This is a genomic window from Kitasatospora sp. A2-31 (genome assembly GCF_022288725.1).
Taxonomy (GTDB): domain Bacteria; phylum Actinomycetota; class Actinomycetes; order Streptomycetales; family Streptomycetaceae; genus Kitasatospora.
This window is the reverse complement of record NZ_JAKNTA010000005.1, coordinates 593,537-610,147: the sequence shown is the minus strand read 5'-3', so window position 1 is coordinate 610,147 and position 16,611 is coordinate 593,537. Positions and strand designations below refer to the sequence as shown.

Annotated in this window: 13 protein-coding genes; 1 reads left to right on the top strand and 12 read right to left on the bottom strand. The window is 77.3% G+C overall.

What is annotated here, in order from left to right; translation table 11 throughout:
* The first annotated feature begins 68 nt into the window (after positions 1-68).
* The gene (locus tag MCM47_RS17505; protein ID WP_238862549.1) at positions 69-1,430 is read left to right on the top strand and encodes a S8 family serine peptidase; all 1,362 of its coding nucleotides are present in this window, start codon (positions 69-71) and stop codon (positions 1,428-1,430) included.
* 144 nt (positions 1,431-1,574) lie between these two features.
* Here MCM47_RS17505 and MCM47_RS17500 read toward each other — a convergent pair whose 3' ends face one another.
* The 12 genes from MCM47_RS17500 to MCM47_RS17440 form a co-directional block, all read right to left on the bottom strand.
* Positions 1,575-3,794, bottom strand: a complete 2,220-nt coding sequence (locus MCM47_RS17500; protein WP_238862548.1) for a hypothetical protein — start codon at positions 3,792-3,794, stop codon at positions 1,575-1,577.
* 178 nt (positions 3,795-3,972) lie between these two features.
* Positions 3,973-7,914 (bottom strand): BTAD domain-containing putative transcriptional regulator, encoded by a 3,942-nt coding sequence (locus MCM47_RS42615; protein ID WP_305067993.1) that lies wholly within the window; start codon positions 7,912-7,914, stop codon positions 3,973-3,975.
* Entirely contained in the window at positions 7,914-8,336 is a 423-nt protein-coding gene (locus MCM47_RS17485) for a hypothetical protein (RefSeq protein WP_238862546.1), read from the bottom strand. The genes MCM47_RS42615 and MCM47_RS17485 overlap by 1 nt, the downstream gene beginning before the upstream one ends.
* A 215-nt stretch (positions 8,337-8,551) precedes the next feature.
* On the bottom strand, positions 8,552-9,040 hold the full coding sequence (locus MCM47_RS17480) for a TadE/TadG family type IV pilus assembly protein (RefSeq protein ID WP_238862545.1): 489 nt from the start codon (positions 9,038-9,040) through the stop codon (positions 8,552-8,554).
* Entirely contained in the window at positions 9,037-9,408 is a 372-nt protein-coding gene (locus MCM47_RS17475; protein ID WP_238862544.1) for a TadE/TadG family type IV pilus assembly protein, read from the bottom strand. The genes MCM47_RS17480 and MCM47_RS17475 overlap by 4 nt, the downstream gene beginning before the upstream one ends.
* Before the next feature lie 35 nt (positions 9,409-9,443).
* Positions 9,444-9,722, bottom strand: coding sequence for a hypothetical protein (locus tag MCM47_RS17470; protein WP_238862543.1), 279 nt, complete (start codon positions 9,720-9,722; stop codon positions 9,444-9,446).
* A gap of 55 nt (positions 9,723-9,777) precedes the next feature.
* Positions 9,778-10,656, bottom strand: coding sequence for a hypothetical protein (locus tag MCM47_RS17465; protein WP_238862542.1), 879 nt, complete (start codon positions 10,654-10,656; stop codon positions 9,778-9,780).
* Entirely contained in the window at positions 10,653-11,642 is a 990-nt protein-coding gene (locus tag MCM47_RS17460; RefSeq protein ID WP_238862541.1) for a type II secretion system F family protein, read from the bottom strand. Before MCM47_RS17460 ends, MCM47_RS17465 begins: the two co-directional genes overlap by 4 nt.
* On the bottom strand, positions 11,639-13,294 hold the full coding sequence (locus tag MCM47_RS17455; RefSeq protein ID WP_238862540.1) for a CpaF family protein: 1,656 nt from the start codon (positions 13,292-13,294) through the stop codon (positions 11,639-11,641). Before MCM47_RS17455 ends, MCM47_RS17460 begins: the two co-directional genes overlap by 4 nt.
* Positions 13,284-14,762, bottom strand: a complete 1,479-nt coding sequence (locus MCM47_RS17450; protein WP_238862539.1) for a hypothetical protein — start codon at positions 14,760-14,762, stop codon at positions 13,284-13,286. The genes MCM47_RS17455 and MCM47_RS17450 overlap by 11 nt, the downstream gene beginning before the upstream one ends.
* Position 14,763: 1 nt before the next feature.
* The gene (locus tag MCM47_RS17445) at positions 14,764-15,588 is read right to left on the bottom strand and encodes an SAF domain-containing protein (protein WP_238862538.1); all 825 of its coding nucleotides are present in this window, start codon (positions 15,586-15,588) and stop codon (positions 14,764-14,766) included.
* Positions 15,589-15,688: 100 nt separating this feature from the next.
* Positions 15,689-16,504: a hypothetical protein gene (locus MCM47_RS17440; RefSeq protein WP_238862537.1), complete on the bottom strand. Its 816-nt coding sequence runs from the start codon at positions 16,502-16,504 to the stop codon at positions 15,689-15,691.
* Positions 16,505-16,611 lie beyond the last annotated feature (107 nt).

Here is a 16,611-nt window from a genome sequence, read left to right as displayed (position 1 = left end):
CGGCTCTCGATGGGATGGCCGGAGCCACCCGACCGGACCAGGTCGGGCCCCGTACCCCAAGGAGTCCCATGGGCAGCCCCGCCACCCTCCGCCGCTCCCTGGCCCTGCTCGCCGCGGGGGCCACCGCCCTGACCGCCGGCACCGTCGCGGTACCGGCCGCGTCCACCGCGGCGTCCGCGTCCCTCTCCGGCGTCCACGTGCGCCCCGCCTCCGCCGGGCACCACAGCACCGTCGGGCGGACCGCGCCCCTCTCCACCTCGGAGTGCGTCAGCCAGATCGGCATCCACTGCTACTCCCCGCTCCAGTACCGGACCGCCTACAACCTCGACCCGCTGTACCGGGAGGGCATCACCGGCAAGGGCCGGACCATCGTCATCGTCGACTCCTTCGGCTCGCCGACCATCCAGCACGACCTGGAGGTCTTCGACAAGCAGTGGGGCCTCCCCGACACCAAGGTCGAGGTGGTCAAGTGGGGCGACGTCCCGGAGTTCGACCCGAAGAACCCCGACCACACCGGCTGGGCCGGGGAGACCACCCTCGACGTCGAGTACGCCCACGCCATCGCGCCCGACGCGCACATCATCGTGGTGGAGACCGGCGTCGCCGAGACCGAGGGGACGACCGGCCTGCCGGAGATGATGGACGCCGAGAAGGCCCTGATCAGGGCCGGCCGGGCCGACGTCATCTCGCAGAGCTTCGGCGCCACCGAGAACACCTTCCCCGGCTTCGACAAGGGCGACTTCAAGTCCCTGACCGACCTGCGCTACGCCTTCAAGGAGGCCGCCGCCCACGACGTCACCGTGCTCGCCGCCTCGGGGGACAACGGCGCCACCGACGCGCAGGAGAACGGCGAGGACCTCTACCCGTACCGGGTCAACTCCTGGCCCTCCGCCGACCCGCTGGTCACCTCCATCGGCGGCACCCAGCTCACCCTGGACGACGCCGGCAAGCGCACCGCGCCCGACAAGGTGTGGCACGACAAGTACGGCGCGGGCGGCGGCGGGGTCTCCGGCGTCTTCGAGCGGCCGTGGTACCAGGCCGGCGTCGCCGGCGTCACCGGCAACCACCGCGGCACGCCGGACATCAGCATGAGCGCGGCCGTGGACGGCGGGGCCTGGACGTACGAGTCCTACGACCCGACCTCGGTCGGGTGGCACCTCACCGGCGGCACCAGCGAGGCGACCCCGGTCTTCTCGGGGGTCGTCGCCCTCGCCGACCAGCTCGCCGGCCACCGGCTCGGCCAGATCAACTGGCGCCTGTACGGGCTCAGCCTGCTGCCGCCGAAGTGGAGCGGCCTGGTCGACGTGACGGAGGGCGACAACTCCTGGGACAAGGTGACGGGCTACCAGGCCGCCAAGGGCTACGACCTGGCGAGCGGCCTCGGCACCATCGATGGCACCAGGTTCGTCCACGCCCTCGCCGGTCGCTGACCGGCCCCGGGCGGCGGGACGTACGGGGCCGTCCGGCAACGCCTCGGGGAACGCTCGCGCGCGGGAGGTCGGCCAGGTCGACCTTCCGCGCGCGGGTGTGTCCGGCGGCGGCGTCCGGGGCGGGCCACTGCTCCCGCTCCCGGTTCAGGACTGCGGCTGGGCGCCCCGGGCCGCGAGGTTGGCCAGGTGGCGTTCGGCGGCGCGCAGCTTCCGGTTGTCCGCACCGGGCAGGTGGGCCCGGAGCTCGATGATCTCGGGGGCGATGCGGATCGCCTCCGCACGGTCCGGGATCGCCCGCCAGCAGGCCTCCGCGTTGGTGGCCGCCCGCTGGGTCTCGGGGTGCTCCGGCCCCTGCGAGCGCAGCAGCGTCAGCGCCACCTCGCGGTAGATGTCGGCCGCCTCCGCCGTCCGCCCGGCCAGCCGGCACACGTGGGCGCGGACCTGCCGGACCTGGAGCACGGGCTCGGAGACGGTGCCGTGCTCGGCGATGGCCTCCAGTTCGAGGGCGAACGCGAGGTCGGTGGCGGCGGCGTGGTCCCCCGCGTCGGCACTGCGGACGATCCGGCCGATCACCTCGCGGTAGTCGGCCAGGGGCCGCCCGGCCGCGTCGTCCTCGGCCGGGGGCGCCTCGGCGGGGGGAGCCTCGGCGGGCGCGGCCCCGGCCGGGGGCGCGTCGGCGGGCCCGGCGCCGGCGGGCGCCGGTGCCTCGGGGCCCGGGTCCGCGGAGCCCGCGTCAGCGCGCTCGTCGGTGGGGGCCACCGACGCGGGGGTCGCGTCGGCCGGAACGGCGTCCTGCGGCACCGCGTCCACCGGGTGCGCGGCCTCCGGGTGCGCGGCCTCCGGGTGCGCGGCCGGGAGCGCGCCCTGCGGCACCGCGTCCTGCGGTACGGCGTCCTGCGGCACCGCGTCGGCCGGGACCGCATCCGCCGCCACCGCGTCCTGCGGAACGGCGTCCGCCGGAGCCGGTTTGGCGAGCCGGATGCCGTCCGTCAGCGTGGGCCGCCAGGCGTACGGCTTGACCAGGTCGACGGGCCGGGCCGGCGGCGGGGGCGTGGCCGGGACCCCGGCCTTCACCAGGTCCACCGGGCCCTCGGGAACCACGGGTGCCGGAGCCGGGGCCGCCGCCGGCACCGCGGCGGGTGAGGCCGGCGGCACCGGCGGAGCCGCCGGCACGGGCGCGGCGCCCGCCGCCGCTGCGGCGGCCGCCGGCTTGTCCAGGGTGACGGCCGGCCGGTCCGCGGGCACGGCGTCGCGCGGCCCCCCGTCGCGCGGCGCGGCGTCCCGGGCGGCAGGCGGCCGGGGCAGCACCGCGGCAGGACGCGGTCCCTCGTACGGGACGGGGTCGAGCTGCGAACCGTCCGTCCGCCGGGCCGTGTTGCGGAAGAACGGGCGGTTCGGCGCGTGCGTGGCCAGGATGACGACGTCCGGGCGGAGCACCGAGTAGACCTGGTTGCGCAGCTGCTCGGGGGCCAGCACGGCCTCCCCGCCCGGGCGGCCGCCGTGCAGGGCCTCGATCAGCGCACGGGTGAAGGTGCCGATCTGCTCCGGGTCCGGGCTGACCACCGCCCAGAGCGGGAGGCCGTCGGCGAGCGGCGAGATGGTGCCCTGGAGGAACGGGAGGGCGCTCTGATCGGCGCTCAGGTCGGCGACGACGAGCGTCTGCCACTCGGCGGGCCGGTGGCGCAGCTCGCCGGCGATGGACTGCCAGGCCAGGCCGTCCTGCCGGACGCTGCCGGGCTTGGAGTCGCGCAGGGTGAGGTGGAGTTGGCCGCCGCGCTTGTCGGCCAGCAGGTGGCCGCCGAGGTGGACCAGCAGGGGTCCGGGGTGCCGGGCGGCGGCGCGCAGGTGGGCGAGCACGGTGTGCGGGTCGCTGGCACCGGGGAGGTGCACGGCGTCGACCGCGTCGGCGGCGAGCAGGACCTGCGGCGAGACGGCGGCGAGCATCGCGGAGAGCACGGGCGCCTGGGTCGGACCGCCGCGCCCCCAGGTGCGGCGGCCGGAGGTGCCGTAGCCGCCCTCGACGACCAGGATCCGCCCGCGCGGTGCGGTGCCGAGTCCGCCCGGGCCGGCGACCGGCGCGGCGCCGATCCCGTGCGCGGGCGTGGCGCCGGGCACGGTGAACGGCAGCGGGGTCGCGGACGGCGGAAGGTCCACCGCGGGCATGCCGGTGACGGTCCATCCGGTCGGCGGCACCGGCGGCGCGACGGGGGGTGCCGCGGGCGGCGGGGTCGGCGGGTCGTACAGGGCGGCCGGGCCGGGCACGTGCTCGTCGTAGGGGCTGCGCGGCGAGGGCGGAGCGGCGTCGCGCGGCACGGCGTCCGCCACGGGATCGGGGCCGCCGGGGACAGCCGTCGTCTCCGCCATCTCTGGTCACCGCCCCGCCCCGCCGCCCTGCGACGTCTGCTGCCCTTGCCTCGTGGTGGCGGACCACCACGACCCGTGGGCGCCACCCTACGAGATCACGCCCCGCCCGAGCCAGGCCGGGGTCGGCCCCGGGGGCGCGGGTGACGGAGCGCCACCCGCGCCGTCCGCTCCCGGCCGGTCAGCCCGAGAGGAGGTCGCGGAGCAGGGCCACCGTGTCGGCGTCGAGCTCGCGGCCGGTGCGGCGGCTCAGGGCGTCGAGCCGGTTGACGGCGCGGACCAGTTGGTCGCGGGCCCCGGCCGATGCGTAGGCGTAGAACAGGTCGCGGTGCAGCAGTTCGACGTCCGGGGCGACGGCGAGGCCCCGGAAGACGGCGGCCTCGGCGCTGCGGTGGTCGCCGTACTGGAGGCGGCGGGCGGCGAGTTCGTGCGCGGTGTCGACGATCGCGGCGATCATGTCCTGCCGCTCCGCCTCGGCCCAGCCGTACGAGGCGGGCGGGGCCTCCGCGAACGGGGCGCCCCGGACCAGCGCCAGGGCGTGGGCGAGCGCGGCGTCCGCGGTGGCACTGGTGCTGCGCATGCCGCGCCGGTAGAGGCTGCGGAACTCGTCCCAGTCGCAGGTGACGGTCGGGGCGTAGGAGTAGCCGTCGGAGGTGTCGGTGGGCAGGAACGGCCGGCCCTCCGAGGAGGTGCCGAGCCAGGCGGCCAGGTCGGCGAGCTTGGCGGGCAGCGGGCTCTCGGCCGTGGTCGGGTGCGGGTCGAGGTGGGCCGCGCCGGGGTGGAGGTCGTGGTCGAGGGCGTTGTGGTCGGCGCCCGGACGCAGCGCCAGGTAGGCGGCCAGCTCGGTGAGGCGGGGCAGCGCGCCGGGCTCGGCGGTACCGGCGGCGCCGGCCACGTCGACCGGGCCGAGCAGCCGGATCCGGGGTGCGGTGCGGCTGGCGTGCGCCTCCGGGGAGCGGAGGATGGCGAGCAGGTCGTCGCAGTCGGTGCGGCCCGGCGTGGTGCGGGCCACCGGTGCGGTGGCGGCGGGGCCGGGCTCGGGAGCCGGGGCCGGTTCCGGGCGGCCCGGGGTGCGCGGGGCCGCGGCGGACGCCGCGGGCGCGGGATCGTGCGCCGGCGCCGGCTCGGACGTGGTGGCGCGTTCGGCGGCCCTGCGATCCGGCACGGCGCCCGTCTCGGGGGTCGGCGCCGACGCCGGCTCCGCGGTCGGCTCCGAGGTCGGCGCGGGCTCGGCCCGGAGGGGTGCGGCGGGCGGCAGCGGCTGGACGGGGACGACCACGTCGCCCCGGGCCTCGGGCCCGGACGGGAGGCGGAGGTTCTGGGTGGTCTCCTCCTGGTCGGCCCCGCCGGCGGCCGGCGCATCCGAGGTCGGTGCGGCCGGTGCCGCGGGCGGCGCCTGGTGGGTGCTCGCGTGCCGGCCGAGGCCGTTGACCAGGAAGCGCGCCCCCGGGCCGCCGTTCGCACCGGCCGCACCCTTGGCACCGGCCGCGGCGGGCCCGGCCGGCGCCGCCGGGTCGGTGCCCGCGAACGGGCTCGCGCCGGTGCCGATCACCCGGGCGAGCAGGCGCGGCCCGGCCGCCCCCGCCCCGTCGTCCTCGTCGGCGACCGCGCCGCCGAAGTCTCCGCCCAGCCCGCCGCCGAGGCCGGCGAACGGCTCCGAGGCGGCCCCGACGGCTGCCAGCACCGGTACCGGGCTGGGGAGTTCGGCCGGCTCGACGTCGATGCCGGGGCCGTCGAGGGTCCACGCCGGCGCCGGGTGCTGGGTGGTGTCGTCGGCGGCCCGGAGCAGCTCGGTGACCTGCTCGTACTGCAGGCCGGTCAGGCGCTGCAGCTCCAGGGTGAGGTGCAGGCCCGGGATGGTGGCCTGGCCGGTGGCGGGCAGCGTCCAGCGGGCGACCGGGCCGGTGCCGCGTTCGGGCGCCCGGGTGATGACGGCGACGCAGGTCCGGGGCCGGGCGTCGAGCAGGCGGCCGAGCTCGGCGGGGACGTCGCCGCCGGGCTGCTGGGCGCAGAGCACGATCTCCGGGATCCATGACTCGTCGGCCAGGCCCCGGCTGCGGGCCTCCCGCGGGCTGGTGGACTCGGCCGCGACCAGGGTGGCCCGGGCCTTGGCGGTCCGCGGCCCGAGGGCGGTGAGCGCCGCCTCCAGGGTGGTGTGCCGGTGGATCCGCTCGGCGGCCGGTCCGCTGATCGGCAGCTCCTCGGCGAGGTCGACCAGGTGCAGGTGCAGCCGGTCGGCGAGCGGGCTGTGGGCGAGCTCGACGGCCAGGGTGCGCAGCACGTCGCGGGCGTCGTCCGGGTGGCCGGAGAGGTGCAGCAGCCGGACGGTCTCCAGGTCGGCGAGGACGACCGAGCCGTCCGGCGCGGTGCCGAGGGTGACCAGCGCCGGGTAGGGCGCGGCGGCCTTGCGGGCCTGCGCGGGCGAGAGCAGTTCGGTGGAGTCGGCCGCGCACCACCAGATGTTCGGGGTGTGGGCGGCGCGGAACGGCGCGATCGGGGTGGCCGGGCCGGAGAGGTGCAGCTCGACGGTGTGGTTGGGGGTGACCCGGGCGGCGACGATGGCCGGCAGGCGCTTGCCGCCCCGGACGGTGTTGCGGGCCATGGTGCGCAGGGCGCGGTCGAGCAGGTCGAGGCCGCGGTCGTCCTGGCGGGTCCTCAGCTCGGCCTCGAACGCGGCGGCGGGTGAGGCCGGGAGGGCGATGCGGTGGCGCGGGCGGCGGGCGCGGAGCTGGCCGCCGCGCTTGCGGGCGACCGTGCCGACCATGATGGCGGCGAGCAGCACGCCGACGGTGGAGGCGGCCAGGGCGACCGTGTAGTCGTCGCTGGGGGCGGCCTCCGCGTGCGCGGCCGGCGTCGCCGGGGCGTGGGCGGGCGGCGCCGCGGGGGTCGGGGCGGGCGCGGGCGCCTGGCCGACGGGGGCCGGATCGGCGGGTGCCTGGCTCGGGGGCGCGGACGGGGCGGGCGCGGGTGCCCGGGTGGCGGGCGGAGCCGGCGTGCCGGGCGCCGGTGGCGCGGTCGGTGCCGGCGCGGGCTCGGGTGCAGGAGCCGGGGCCGGTGCGGTCGCGCCCGGCAGCGTCAGGACCATCCCCGGCACGACCACGTCCGGGTCGGTGAGCCGCTCCCCGTCCGGCGCCTCGACGCCCCTGTTCGCGTCGAACAGCTTGGGCCAGGCCTCGGCGTCCCCCAACTCCCGCTCGGCGATGGCCGACAGGCTGTCCCCGGCGGCCACCGTCACCGTGGTGTGCCCGGAGCCGGCGCCTGCCCCGGTCCCGGCCGGCGGCGCGGGGGGTGCCGGAGCCGGGGCGGGCGCCGGGGCCTTGGCGTCGTCGGCCTTGGCGTCACCCGGCATCAGCAGCTCCCAGCCGGGCTGGATCGGCCGCTCGGCGTCGAACCGGATGCCCGAGTCGTCCATCACCCGACCGTCGTTCAGCTTGGCGATCTCCACCCAGCGTTCACCGGAGCCGAGCTGGCGCTCGGCGATGGACCAGAGGCTGTCGGCGGGGCGGCTGTCCCGGACGGTGTAGCTCGGGTGCTGGTCGGCGGCGGGCGCGAGCGCGGGCGCCGCCTGGGCGGCGGGCAGCGCGGCGCGCGGCGTGCCGGCGGTCACCTCGGCGGGCGCGGCGGCGGCCGGGGCCCGGTCGGGGGCGGCGGCGAAGGCCGAGCCGGCCACCGGGAGCAGCGCGATCACCGAACCGACCAGGCCGGCGGCGAGCCGCTGGCTCCAGCCGAAGGCCGGGATCCGCCGGGCGATCCGTCCGCGCAGCTGGGCCGGGATCTCCAGCAGGACGGAGAACGCGAAGCAGAGCCAGCCCAGCCAGCCGACCACGACCAGCAGCCAGAGGAAGAGCCGCCCGTCGTCGGGGCTGGTCAGGGCCTGCCCGATGCCGTCCGGCGCGACCTCGCCCATCCCGGCGACGGCCTGGGTGCCGTACAGCAGCAGGGCGGGCAGGCCGATCAGCAGGGCGAGCAGGGTGAGCAGCGCCGCGAGGGCGGTGAGTACGGCGCCGCCCCGGCCGCGGCGCGGCGGCAGGGGTGCCGGCCGCCGGCCGGGCGCCGGGGAGGCGGGCCCGCCGCGGGCCGGACGTCCGGCGCGGGCTTGGTCCTTGGCACGTGGCGCGACCATCAGTCGGTCTCCGCTTTCTCGACTCCGTGGACGAGGGTGGCACTCCCCTTGCCCGTGACCTTCTGCTTGCCGAGCTCCCCCAGCAGGGCGGGCCGGAACTCGGCCTTCACCGTGACGGTGACGACCGAGCCGTCGGCCGAGAACGTCACGCTCTCGGCCTGGAGGTGGTAGAGGGCGAGGTAGCTGTTGGCGGCGTCCCGGACGTAGTCCTGCTTCACCCGGTAGCCCGCACCCTGGAGGACGGCGGCCTCGTCGAGCTGCTGTCCCCCGATCCGGGCGGCCTCCTGGGCGTAGCCGTCGGTCCGCTCGGCGACCCTCAACCGGCCGGCCGCGTCCACCACGAGGGCGATGACCAGGATCAGGAAGGCCGCGCAGATCGCCACGAAGATGCCGATCGCGCCGCGGTCCGACCGGCCGCGCACGGCGCACCGCGCGCCTGCCGCCCGGGCGCTCCGCCGGCCCGCTCCCCCGGGTCTGCGCACCGCCGCGCACCCCTCCCGCACGTTCCTCTCCCCACCGGTCCCCGCCGGGACCGCTCCGCCTCGCACCTGCCGTCCCCCGGGGGCCCTCCGCTTGCGTCTCCCCCGCCCGGACGCTCCCCAATCCCCGCCCCCGGACCTCGCCCGCACCGGCCGCCTCACCCGCCCCGGTAGCGGTCGACCACCGAGACGAAGTGGCCGGTGAGCCGCTTCGTCCAGGGCATCCCCGGCCCCGGCAGCAGGTCGTTCAGCGGCACCTCGCAGACCACCGTCACCTCGACGGTCACCAGCGGGGCGCCGTGGGTGACCAGTTCGCCCTGCTTGACGTCGGCCTCCCAGTTCCGACAGGCCACGCCCTGCTGCCGCATGGTGTCCAGGGCGGCCTTCTTCACCAGCTCGTCCATGCCGTCGACGCTCCGCGCCAGCGAGGCCGTCCGGGCGGCCGACCGGGCCGCCGACTCCACCGTGCCGGCCGAGGTCTGCACCCGGCCCGCGGCGGCGGTGGCGAGGACCAGCGCCGCCACGGCCGGCAGGACGATCGCCGCCTCGATCGCGACCCCGCCCGCGTCCCGTCCGTGCGCCGACCGGGCGGCCCGCCGGGCGGCGAGCCGCCGCCCCCATCCGGCGGTCCGGGCCCGGGCGTTCACGGCACCGCCTTCGGCGGGACGAACCGCTCGCGCGGGGCCTCGGCCGACTGGACCACGGTCGGGGCGAGGAACGGGACCACCGACGGCGCGGTCAGCCGGACCGTCACCCGGACCAGGACCGGGGAGCTGCCGTCCGTGCGCACGTCGTACCCGCGGACGTCCTGCCGGTCGAGGAAGTCCTCGGCCTGCGACTTCGCCGCCGCGTCCTTGACCTCGTCGCGCTGGTCGCCCTGCACCCGCCCGGCGTCGACGCCCTCCCGGGCGGCGGTGAGCGCGACCTGGCGGTAGTACCACACCATCGCCACGTCGACCACGAGCAGGATCAGCACCAGGACGACCGGGAAGACGATGGCCAGGCTCAGGCTCACCGCTCCCCGGTCGCCTCGGCGACGGGGCCGTTCGATCACGTGGCCGCACCCGCTCCGGGCAGGTTCGGGTCCTGCTCGACCTTCTTCACGACCTTGTCCTTCAGCGCGTACAGGGCCACCGCGACGGCCCCCGCGACGAAGACCAGCGCGATGATGGCGAGGGCGAGCTCGATGCTGATCGCACCGCGGTCGCCGCGGGCCCGGGCGGCCTTCACCCGGCCGACCCGGAACTGGAAGAGCAGCAGGGCGAACTGGACGGGCAGCAGGGTCGGCCGGAGCAACCGGCCGGCCAGGGACTTGAGCTGGTGGGACATCAGGGGACTCCCGGGGTTGGGTGCGGTGTCGTCCGCTCGCGCTGCCGCATCGACGTCAGGCGAGCATCTGGTGGAGGGCGGGGAAGACGATCAGGACGGTCATCAGCAGGGTCAGGGCGGCGCCGGGGGCGACCATCCGCTCGCTGTCGGCGTTGGCCCGGGCCAGGTCCTCGGCGAGCAGTTCGCCGCGCAGGCCCTTGGCGCGGGCCCGCAGGGTGTCGTAGACGGCGGCGCCGTCGGTGCCGGAGAGCCGCATGATGTCGGCGACGTCCTGCAACGGCGTCAGGCCGAGCTCCACGGCGAGCGCGTCCAGCCCGGCCCAGGGCGGCAGCCGGTCGGTGGCGGCGCGGTCCAGGGCGTCCCGGATCCGGCCGAAGACGGTGCCGCGGCCGACCGACGCGGCGCGGCGCAGCGCCTCGGCCGGGCCGAGGTCGGCGGCCCGCTCCAGCGCGACCAGCTCCAGGTAGGCGGCGATCCCGTGCAGGTACTCGGTGCGCGCCTCCTTGGCCTCGCCGCGCACGATGGCGTCCGGGACGAACCAGAAGAGCCCGGCCAGCAGCGGTCCGACCAGCAGCGGAAGGGCGAACGGCAGTCCCATGTCCAGGAGCGCCGCGGTCGCCCCCAGGTACGCCGGGAGGACGAGGCCGACCAGGGCGAACAGCAGCTTGTGCGCCATGAACCGGGCCGGGCTGCGGCCGATCAGCGACAGCTCGCGGTGCGGGATGCGCACCCCGCGCAGGCCGAGCGAGCGCTCGCCGATCCGGTCGAACCAGCGCGGCCGCTCGTCCGGATCGACCACCCGCTCGGCGGGGGTGCGGTGCAGCCGCTCCAGCGCTTGGCCCAGGTCGGGCGGGGCGGGCCGGAGTTCGGAGACCAGCAGGGCGACGCCGCCGGCCGCGACCGCGCCGGCCAGCACGGACCAGGGGGAGATCACCGGACCTCCCCGAGGAGTCGGCGCTCGCCGCCCGCGTCCCGGCCCTCGCCGTCGTCCGGCGCCGGCGCGGTCCGGCCGCGCCGCCCGGTCCGGCTGCGCCGGTCGGGCTCGAGCAGCCGCGGCACCGGCGGGTGCGAGGCCAGCGCGCGCATCCAGGCGATGATCGCCACGAACAGCCCGGCGACCACGGCCAGCACGATCTGGCCCAGCGCGGTGCTGTACGGCCGGGTGTAGTCGGTGCTGAACGAGCCGATCGAGACGACCAGCACGATGATGCCGACCAGCCAGCGGATGGTGGTCCGGTGCTTGGCCCGGTCGGCCTCGATCGTGCGGCGCTGGCGGACCTCCTCGCGGACCGACTCGGCCATGTCGGAGAGCGCCCGGGCCAGCCCCGGGCCGCTGTCCCCGGCGCGCAGCAGCAGCGCCGCGAGGACCTTGTCCGCGGTGGCGTCGGCGATGCCGTCCGCGAACGCGCGCAGCGCCTCCTCCGGGCGCCAGCGGGCCTGCAGCCGGGCGGCCAGCTCGGCCACCTCCTCCTCGATCGCGGCGGGCGCGGTCCGGCGGCTGGTGACGATGGCCTGGTTGAGGCCGACGCCGAGCAGCAGCACGTCGGCGATCCGCTGGGTCCACTCGGAGAGCGCCTCCAGCCGCTCGATCCGGTGGGTGTCCGGGCGGGTGGTGTCGAACAGCCAGGGCAGGCCGAAGACGGCCAGCGGGACGAGCAACGCGGTGAGGGGGATGCCGGTGAAGAGCCAGCCGAGCGGCGCACCCACCAGGGCGGCCGGCAGCTGGACCCGGCGCAGCCGCACCATCCGGGCCGGGGCCGCGCCCGGGGCGCCGTACCAGAACACGTGGAGCCGGCCGGCCAGCGGGTTCCGGTCCGCCCCGGCGTCCTCGTCGACGGGCTCGCTGCCGCGGGCCCAGGCCACCAGGGCGACCACGCCGAGGGCGACCAGCAGGCCGCAGAGCACGAAGAGCAGCGTCATCGGGGGCCCCCGCCGATCCGCAGCTGCAGCGGCTCCGCCCAGCTGCCGAAGCGCGAGCCGAGCAGGGCCGCGTCGAAGCCCGCCCGCCGCAGGTCGTCCAGGCAGTTCGGCGGGGTGTGCGGGACGGCGCGCGGCTCGCCCAGGTCGGGGCGCGGGCCGAAGACCGTGTTCAGCGCGGGCCGCCCGCTCTCGCCGAGGCCGGTGACCTCCAGGACGTGCGAGACGAACCGGTGCCGGCGGCCGCCGACCGCGGTCTCGTCGACCATCGAGACGTGCACGATGAGGTCCACCGCGTTGGCGGTCAGCCGGTAGGCGAGCGCGTCGGTCATGTGCGAGCCGTACTCGAGGCAGAGCTCGGCGATGCGGTCCACCACCATGTGCGGGCCGCGGGCGTGCAGGGTGCACATCGAGCCGCCCTCGCCATTGGTCATCACCCGCAGCATCGGGACGACCTCGCCGGAGCGGACCTCGCCGACGATGATCCGCGACAGCGTCATCCGCAGCGCCGCCGGGATGAGGTCCCCGATGCTCAACTCGCCCGCCATCCGGCCGTCGACGCGCTCGCCGTTGCCCTCGCGGGCCTCCATCGGCACGACCTGGCGCAGGTGGCCGAGGGTGTGCAGCCAGAGCTCGAACTCCGACTCCAGGGTGCCGATCCGCTCGTCCGGCGGGATCTCGGCGGCCATCGCGCGCAACAGGCTGGTCTTGCCGACGCCCTGGGTGCCGGTGATCATCACGTTCTTCCGGGCCCGGATCGCCGCCGCCAGGAAGGCCGCCAGGGTGGAGTCCAGGGTGCCCAGGCGCACCATCTCGGGCAGCGTCGCCGACGCCACCCGGTGGCGGCGGATCGCCACGTACGGGCGCGGGGTCACCTCGGTGAGCGCCTGGAGGCGCATGCCGCCCTCCAGGCGCAGCGCGAGCGTCGGACTGGCGGTCGAGAGGCTCCGCTCGCCGCCCCCGTGCTGGCGGGCGAGGTCCTGGAGCAGCTCGATCAGCTCGGCGTCGCTGTCGGCCACCGGCGGCACCTGGCGCAGCGGCTGGTGCACCCGGGAGACCCAGACGTCGTCGCAGCCGTTGATCAGGATGTTCTCGATCTCCGGGTCGTCCAGGTAGGGCTGGAGCCGCCCGGCGCGGAAGAGCAGGTCGAAGACCGCCTCGGCCAGCGCGCGGTCCTGCTCGCGGGTGGGCGGGATGCCGTGGGTCTGCGCGTAGGCGTCGGACCAGCGGGCGACGGCCTCCTCGATCAGCGCGCGGCCTCGCTGGCGGCGGGTGGCGCGGTCCGGCTCGGTGCCGGAGGCGGCGGTCAACCGGGTGATCTGCTGGTGCAGTTCGGCCGCGACCTGGCGCTTGAGCTCGCGGGCGACCTGCGGGTCGACGGCCGGCCGGGTGGCGGCGCCGCGCAGGTCGAGCGAGGGCAGCTGGGAGGGGACGGCGGTGGGGCCCGCGGCACCGCCGGGCACGCCGGCGACCGGTCCCGGCGCGACCGGGCCGGTCCCGGGGAATCCCGCTGCGGTGCCGTCCGGCGCGGTGAGGTCCAGTGCGCCCGGGCCCGGTCGGGCGCTCGGCTGCGGCGCCGGCTGCGGGTGCGGCGCCGTCCAGGGCAGTGCGGCCGGATCGGCCGCCGGGTGCTGGTGCAGGGGGCTACCGCGCACGGAGCACCTCCCCGGGTGCGGTGGGCGACTGCCGCGGCCCGTGGGCGGACGGCGGCTGGTCCTGGCGGTACTGCTCGGGCTGCACCCGGCCGTAGGGGCGGCCGCCCGACAGCGGGTCGCTCCCCCGGGCAGGGCCGTCCTGCGGGACCTCGGGCTGCGGGCCGGGCTGCTGCGCGGGCTGTTGCGCGGGCTGCGGGTCGAACTGCTGCCCGTACGGGGGCGCGTACGGCTGCCCGTACAGGGGCGCGTACGGCTGCGCGTGCTGCTGGGCCGCATCCGGGCCGGCCTCCGGCGCCGGCTGGGGCCAGGGCGCCGCGGGGGCCGGCTGCACCGGGTGCGTGGGCTGCGCCGGGTGCGTGGGCTGCGCCGGGTGCGTGGGCTGCGCCGCGTACGTCGGCGGCACTTCCTGCCCGTACGGCGCCCCCTGCCCGTAGGGCTGCTGCGGTTCCTGCGGCCGCCCGGGCGCCGGGAACGGCGCCGGCGCGGCCGGCTGCGGCGCCAGCCCGGCGAGCGGCGCCACCGGACCGGTGGTGATCACCGGCGCGGCCGGCTGCGGCACCTGCCCGTAGCGCGGGGCGGGCTGCGGTGAGGCAGGGGCCGGCTGCGGCGGCGCGTAGGCGAGCGGCTGGGCCCCCGGACCGGGTGCGGGTGCGGCGGGCAGCTGCGCGGGCGCCGCCGTCGGCGCCAGCCGCTGCCGGCGGCGGCGCACCAGCAGCTGCACCTCGTCGGCCGCCGACCGGGCGGTCCGCATCAGCTCGGAGCGGATGAACCGCCGGTCGGTGGTGTCCCCGCCGTCGGAGAGGATCCGTGCGGTGCGCACCGCGTGCGGCAGCAGGCCGATCACCGGCAGCCCGAACTCGCGCGACACCTCCGCCCCCGAGTAGGGCCCTTCGGCGACCAGCAGCAGGCCGAGCGCGTCGGCTCCGGTGCCCGCGGCGGCCAGGTCCTCGGCGAGTGCGGACAGCCGCGGCCGGGCCGCGCTCAGGCCGCGCAGGGTGGTGCGCACGGTCACCGCCACCGCGTCCGCCCGGCGGGCGAGGACGGCGCTGGCCCCCGTGGCGCCGGAGCGCCCGAGGTCGAGGATCACGTCGTAGCCCTGCGGCTCCAGCCCGTGCAGAACCTCCATCAGCGGCTCCCACGTGTAGGCGAGCCCGGGCGCCTGGGCCGGGTCGGTCAGGCCGGGCAGCAGCAGCCGCTCGGCGTTCCCGTCCGGGGAGAGGTCGATCAGCTGCTCCCAGAGCGTCTGGGCGAGCAGGCCGCGCCGGTCGGCGACGGCGAGGTTGCGCAGCCCGTAGACCGCCTCGACCCGCCCCTCCAGGGCGCCGGCCAGCACCGCACCGCCGTCCGGGTCGCACTCGACCAGCAGGATCCGGCGCCCGGGCTGGAGCGGCCAGGCCAGCAGCAGCGCCAGCGCCGCCGTGGTGGCGCCCGGCGCGCCGGGCCCGCCGGCCACCGCGATCACCGCCATCTCAGCCCCCACCCGCCCCGGACGGCGCGGCCGCCGTGGAACCGCCCGGCGCTGCTGGCGCCCCGGACGCCGCGCCCGGTGCCGCGCCGGACGCGGCGGCGGACGGGGAGCCCGCTGGCGCTCCCGAGGGAGCTCCGGTCGCCGCGCCGCGCGGCGCCAGCACCACCTGGATCCGCTGACTGGCCACCCAGGCGGCCAGCTTGGCGGCGTCGGCCGACGGCACCGCCACGTCGACCACCTGGCTGCCGTCGGTGTCCACCCGGCCGACCGTGATCACCACCGCCGAGAGCGACTCCGGCCTCCCGGTGTCCGGGGTGTAGACCACGACGATCGCCACTCCGGGCTGCAGCCTGGTCGCCGGCAGCTGGGTGCGCTTGGCCGAGACGCCCACGATCAGCTGGCCCGGCTGGACGCTCAGCGACTGCGCCAGGTGCGCCTTGGTCAGCATCTCGCCGCGCTTGAGGTCGGTGGCGGCCCGCATCCCGACCGCCTTGCTCCGGTCCGCCGCGTCCAGCGGCTTCAGCGCCGGGTCGCTCGCGATCCGTGCCACCACCAGGTCCGCGTCGGTCAGCACCTGCCCGTACGGCACGTCATGAGCCAGGGCCAGCACGGCGACCCGCTGCCCGGTGCTGTTGTAGAGCACCGCGCCGCCGAGCCCGCCCGCGGCGATCAGCGCGACCGCCATCGCCAGTACGGCCGGCCGCCTCCGCCGGGCGCGCAGCGTCCGGCTCGGGGCGTGCGGCGTCGCGCGGCCCTGCTCGGGCAGCACCGCCGCCGCAGTCCCGGACGTGCCGGCCCCCGGCGTCGCGAATGTACGGTTCTCCACCGGGTTCCGACCTCTCCTGCGTCGTGCGGATCTCGCTGCCTACGGACGTTGCGGACGTGCTGTACCGGGCTCGGGCGCGGTTCCCCCCGCCGCCCGCCGGTCAGTTGAGGACCTGCACCTCGCCCACTCTGAGCTTCAGGTCGGTGGAGAGCGACATCTGCTTGGGGTCGACCTTCTGGTTGCTCCCGGTCACGGTCACGTAGCCGCGCCACCGCGTGGTGACCGTCCCGGTGAAGGTGCCGCCCCGCTTGCCGCCCGAGCCGGCGGTGAACACGTGGCCGCAGGTCGGCGACTTCGCCGCGCCGTACCTGGCCTCGTACGGCGTCCCGCCGGCGTTCGGCCCCTCGCAGACGACCGCCGGACCCCCGTCGCCGAGGTCCCACTCCACCGACTCCAGCTTCGGGGTGACGGTCACGCTGATCGCGCCCTCCGTCACCGTGACCGGATTCAGCGTGGTCGCGTTCTTCAGCCAGAACCAGACCGGGACGCCGACCACGGACGTGCCCTCGGGCGCGACACCCGGCTCGGGGTAGGGGAAGGTGAGGGAGTCCCAGATCTCCTGGGCCTTCGTGCCCGGGTTCATCGGCGGCGCGACGGGCGCCTGGGCGAAGAACGTCGGCTGCGGTGCGCCGAAGGTGCCGTCGCTGTAGGCGCAGGTGACGTCGTAGACCGCCCCCTCGGACGGCTTGTGCCCGGCCCAGACCGGGTCGTCCGCGGCGGGCTGCGGGCTGGTGGTGCGGTAGTAGCAGCCGTTGGTGCTGCTGAACCAGCCTTTGACGGGGTCGTGGCAGGCCATCGGCACGCCGTTCCACTGGCACACCTGGTCGCCGCCGCCACCGCCCCCGCCGCCCGTGCCGCCGCCACCGGGGCCGGGCGTGCTGCCGGGGGTGTGGACGCCGGTGCAGATCACGTTCACCGCACACTGCGTGACGTCGCCCCCGCCCCCGGCGGGAGGTTCGTCCGCCGACGCCGTGCCCCCGGGGGAAAGCAGCAATCCGGCGAACAACAGCGCCGGGACCGGGA

Excerpts from the sequence above, each read along its gene's own strand:
- MCM47_RS17505 (WP_238862549.1), top strand. The coding sequence starts at position 69 with ATGGGCAGCCCCGCCACCCTCCGCCGCTCCCTGGCCCTGCTCGCCGCG.
- MCM47_RS17500 (WP_238862548.1), bottom strand. The coding sequence starts at position 3,794 with ATGGCGGAGACGACGGCTGTCCCCGGCGGCCCCGATCCCGTGGCGGAC.
- MCM47_RS42615 (WP_305067993.1), bottom strand. The coding sequence starts at position 7,914 with ATGGTCGCGCCACGTGCCAAGGACCAAGCCCGCGCCGGACGTCCGGCC.
- MCM47_RS17470 (WP_238862543.1), bottom strand. The coding sequence starts at position 9,722 with ATGTCCCACCAGCTCAAGTCCCTGGCCGGCCGGTTGCTCCGGCCGACC.
- MCM47_RS17460 (WP_238862541.1), bottom strand. The coding sequence starts at position 11,642 with ATGACGCTGCTCTTCGTGCTCTGCGGCCTGCTGGTCGCCCTCGGCGTG.
- MCM47_RS17450 (WP_238862539.1), bottom strand. The coding sequence starts at position 14,762 with ATGGCGGTGATCGCGGTGGCCGGCGGGCCCGGCGCGCCGGGCGCCACC.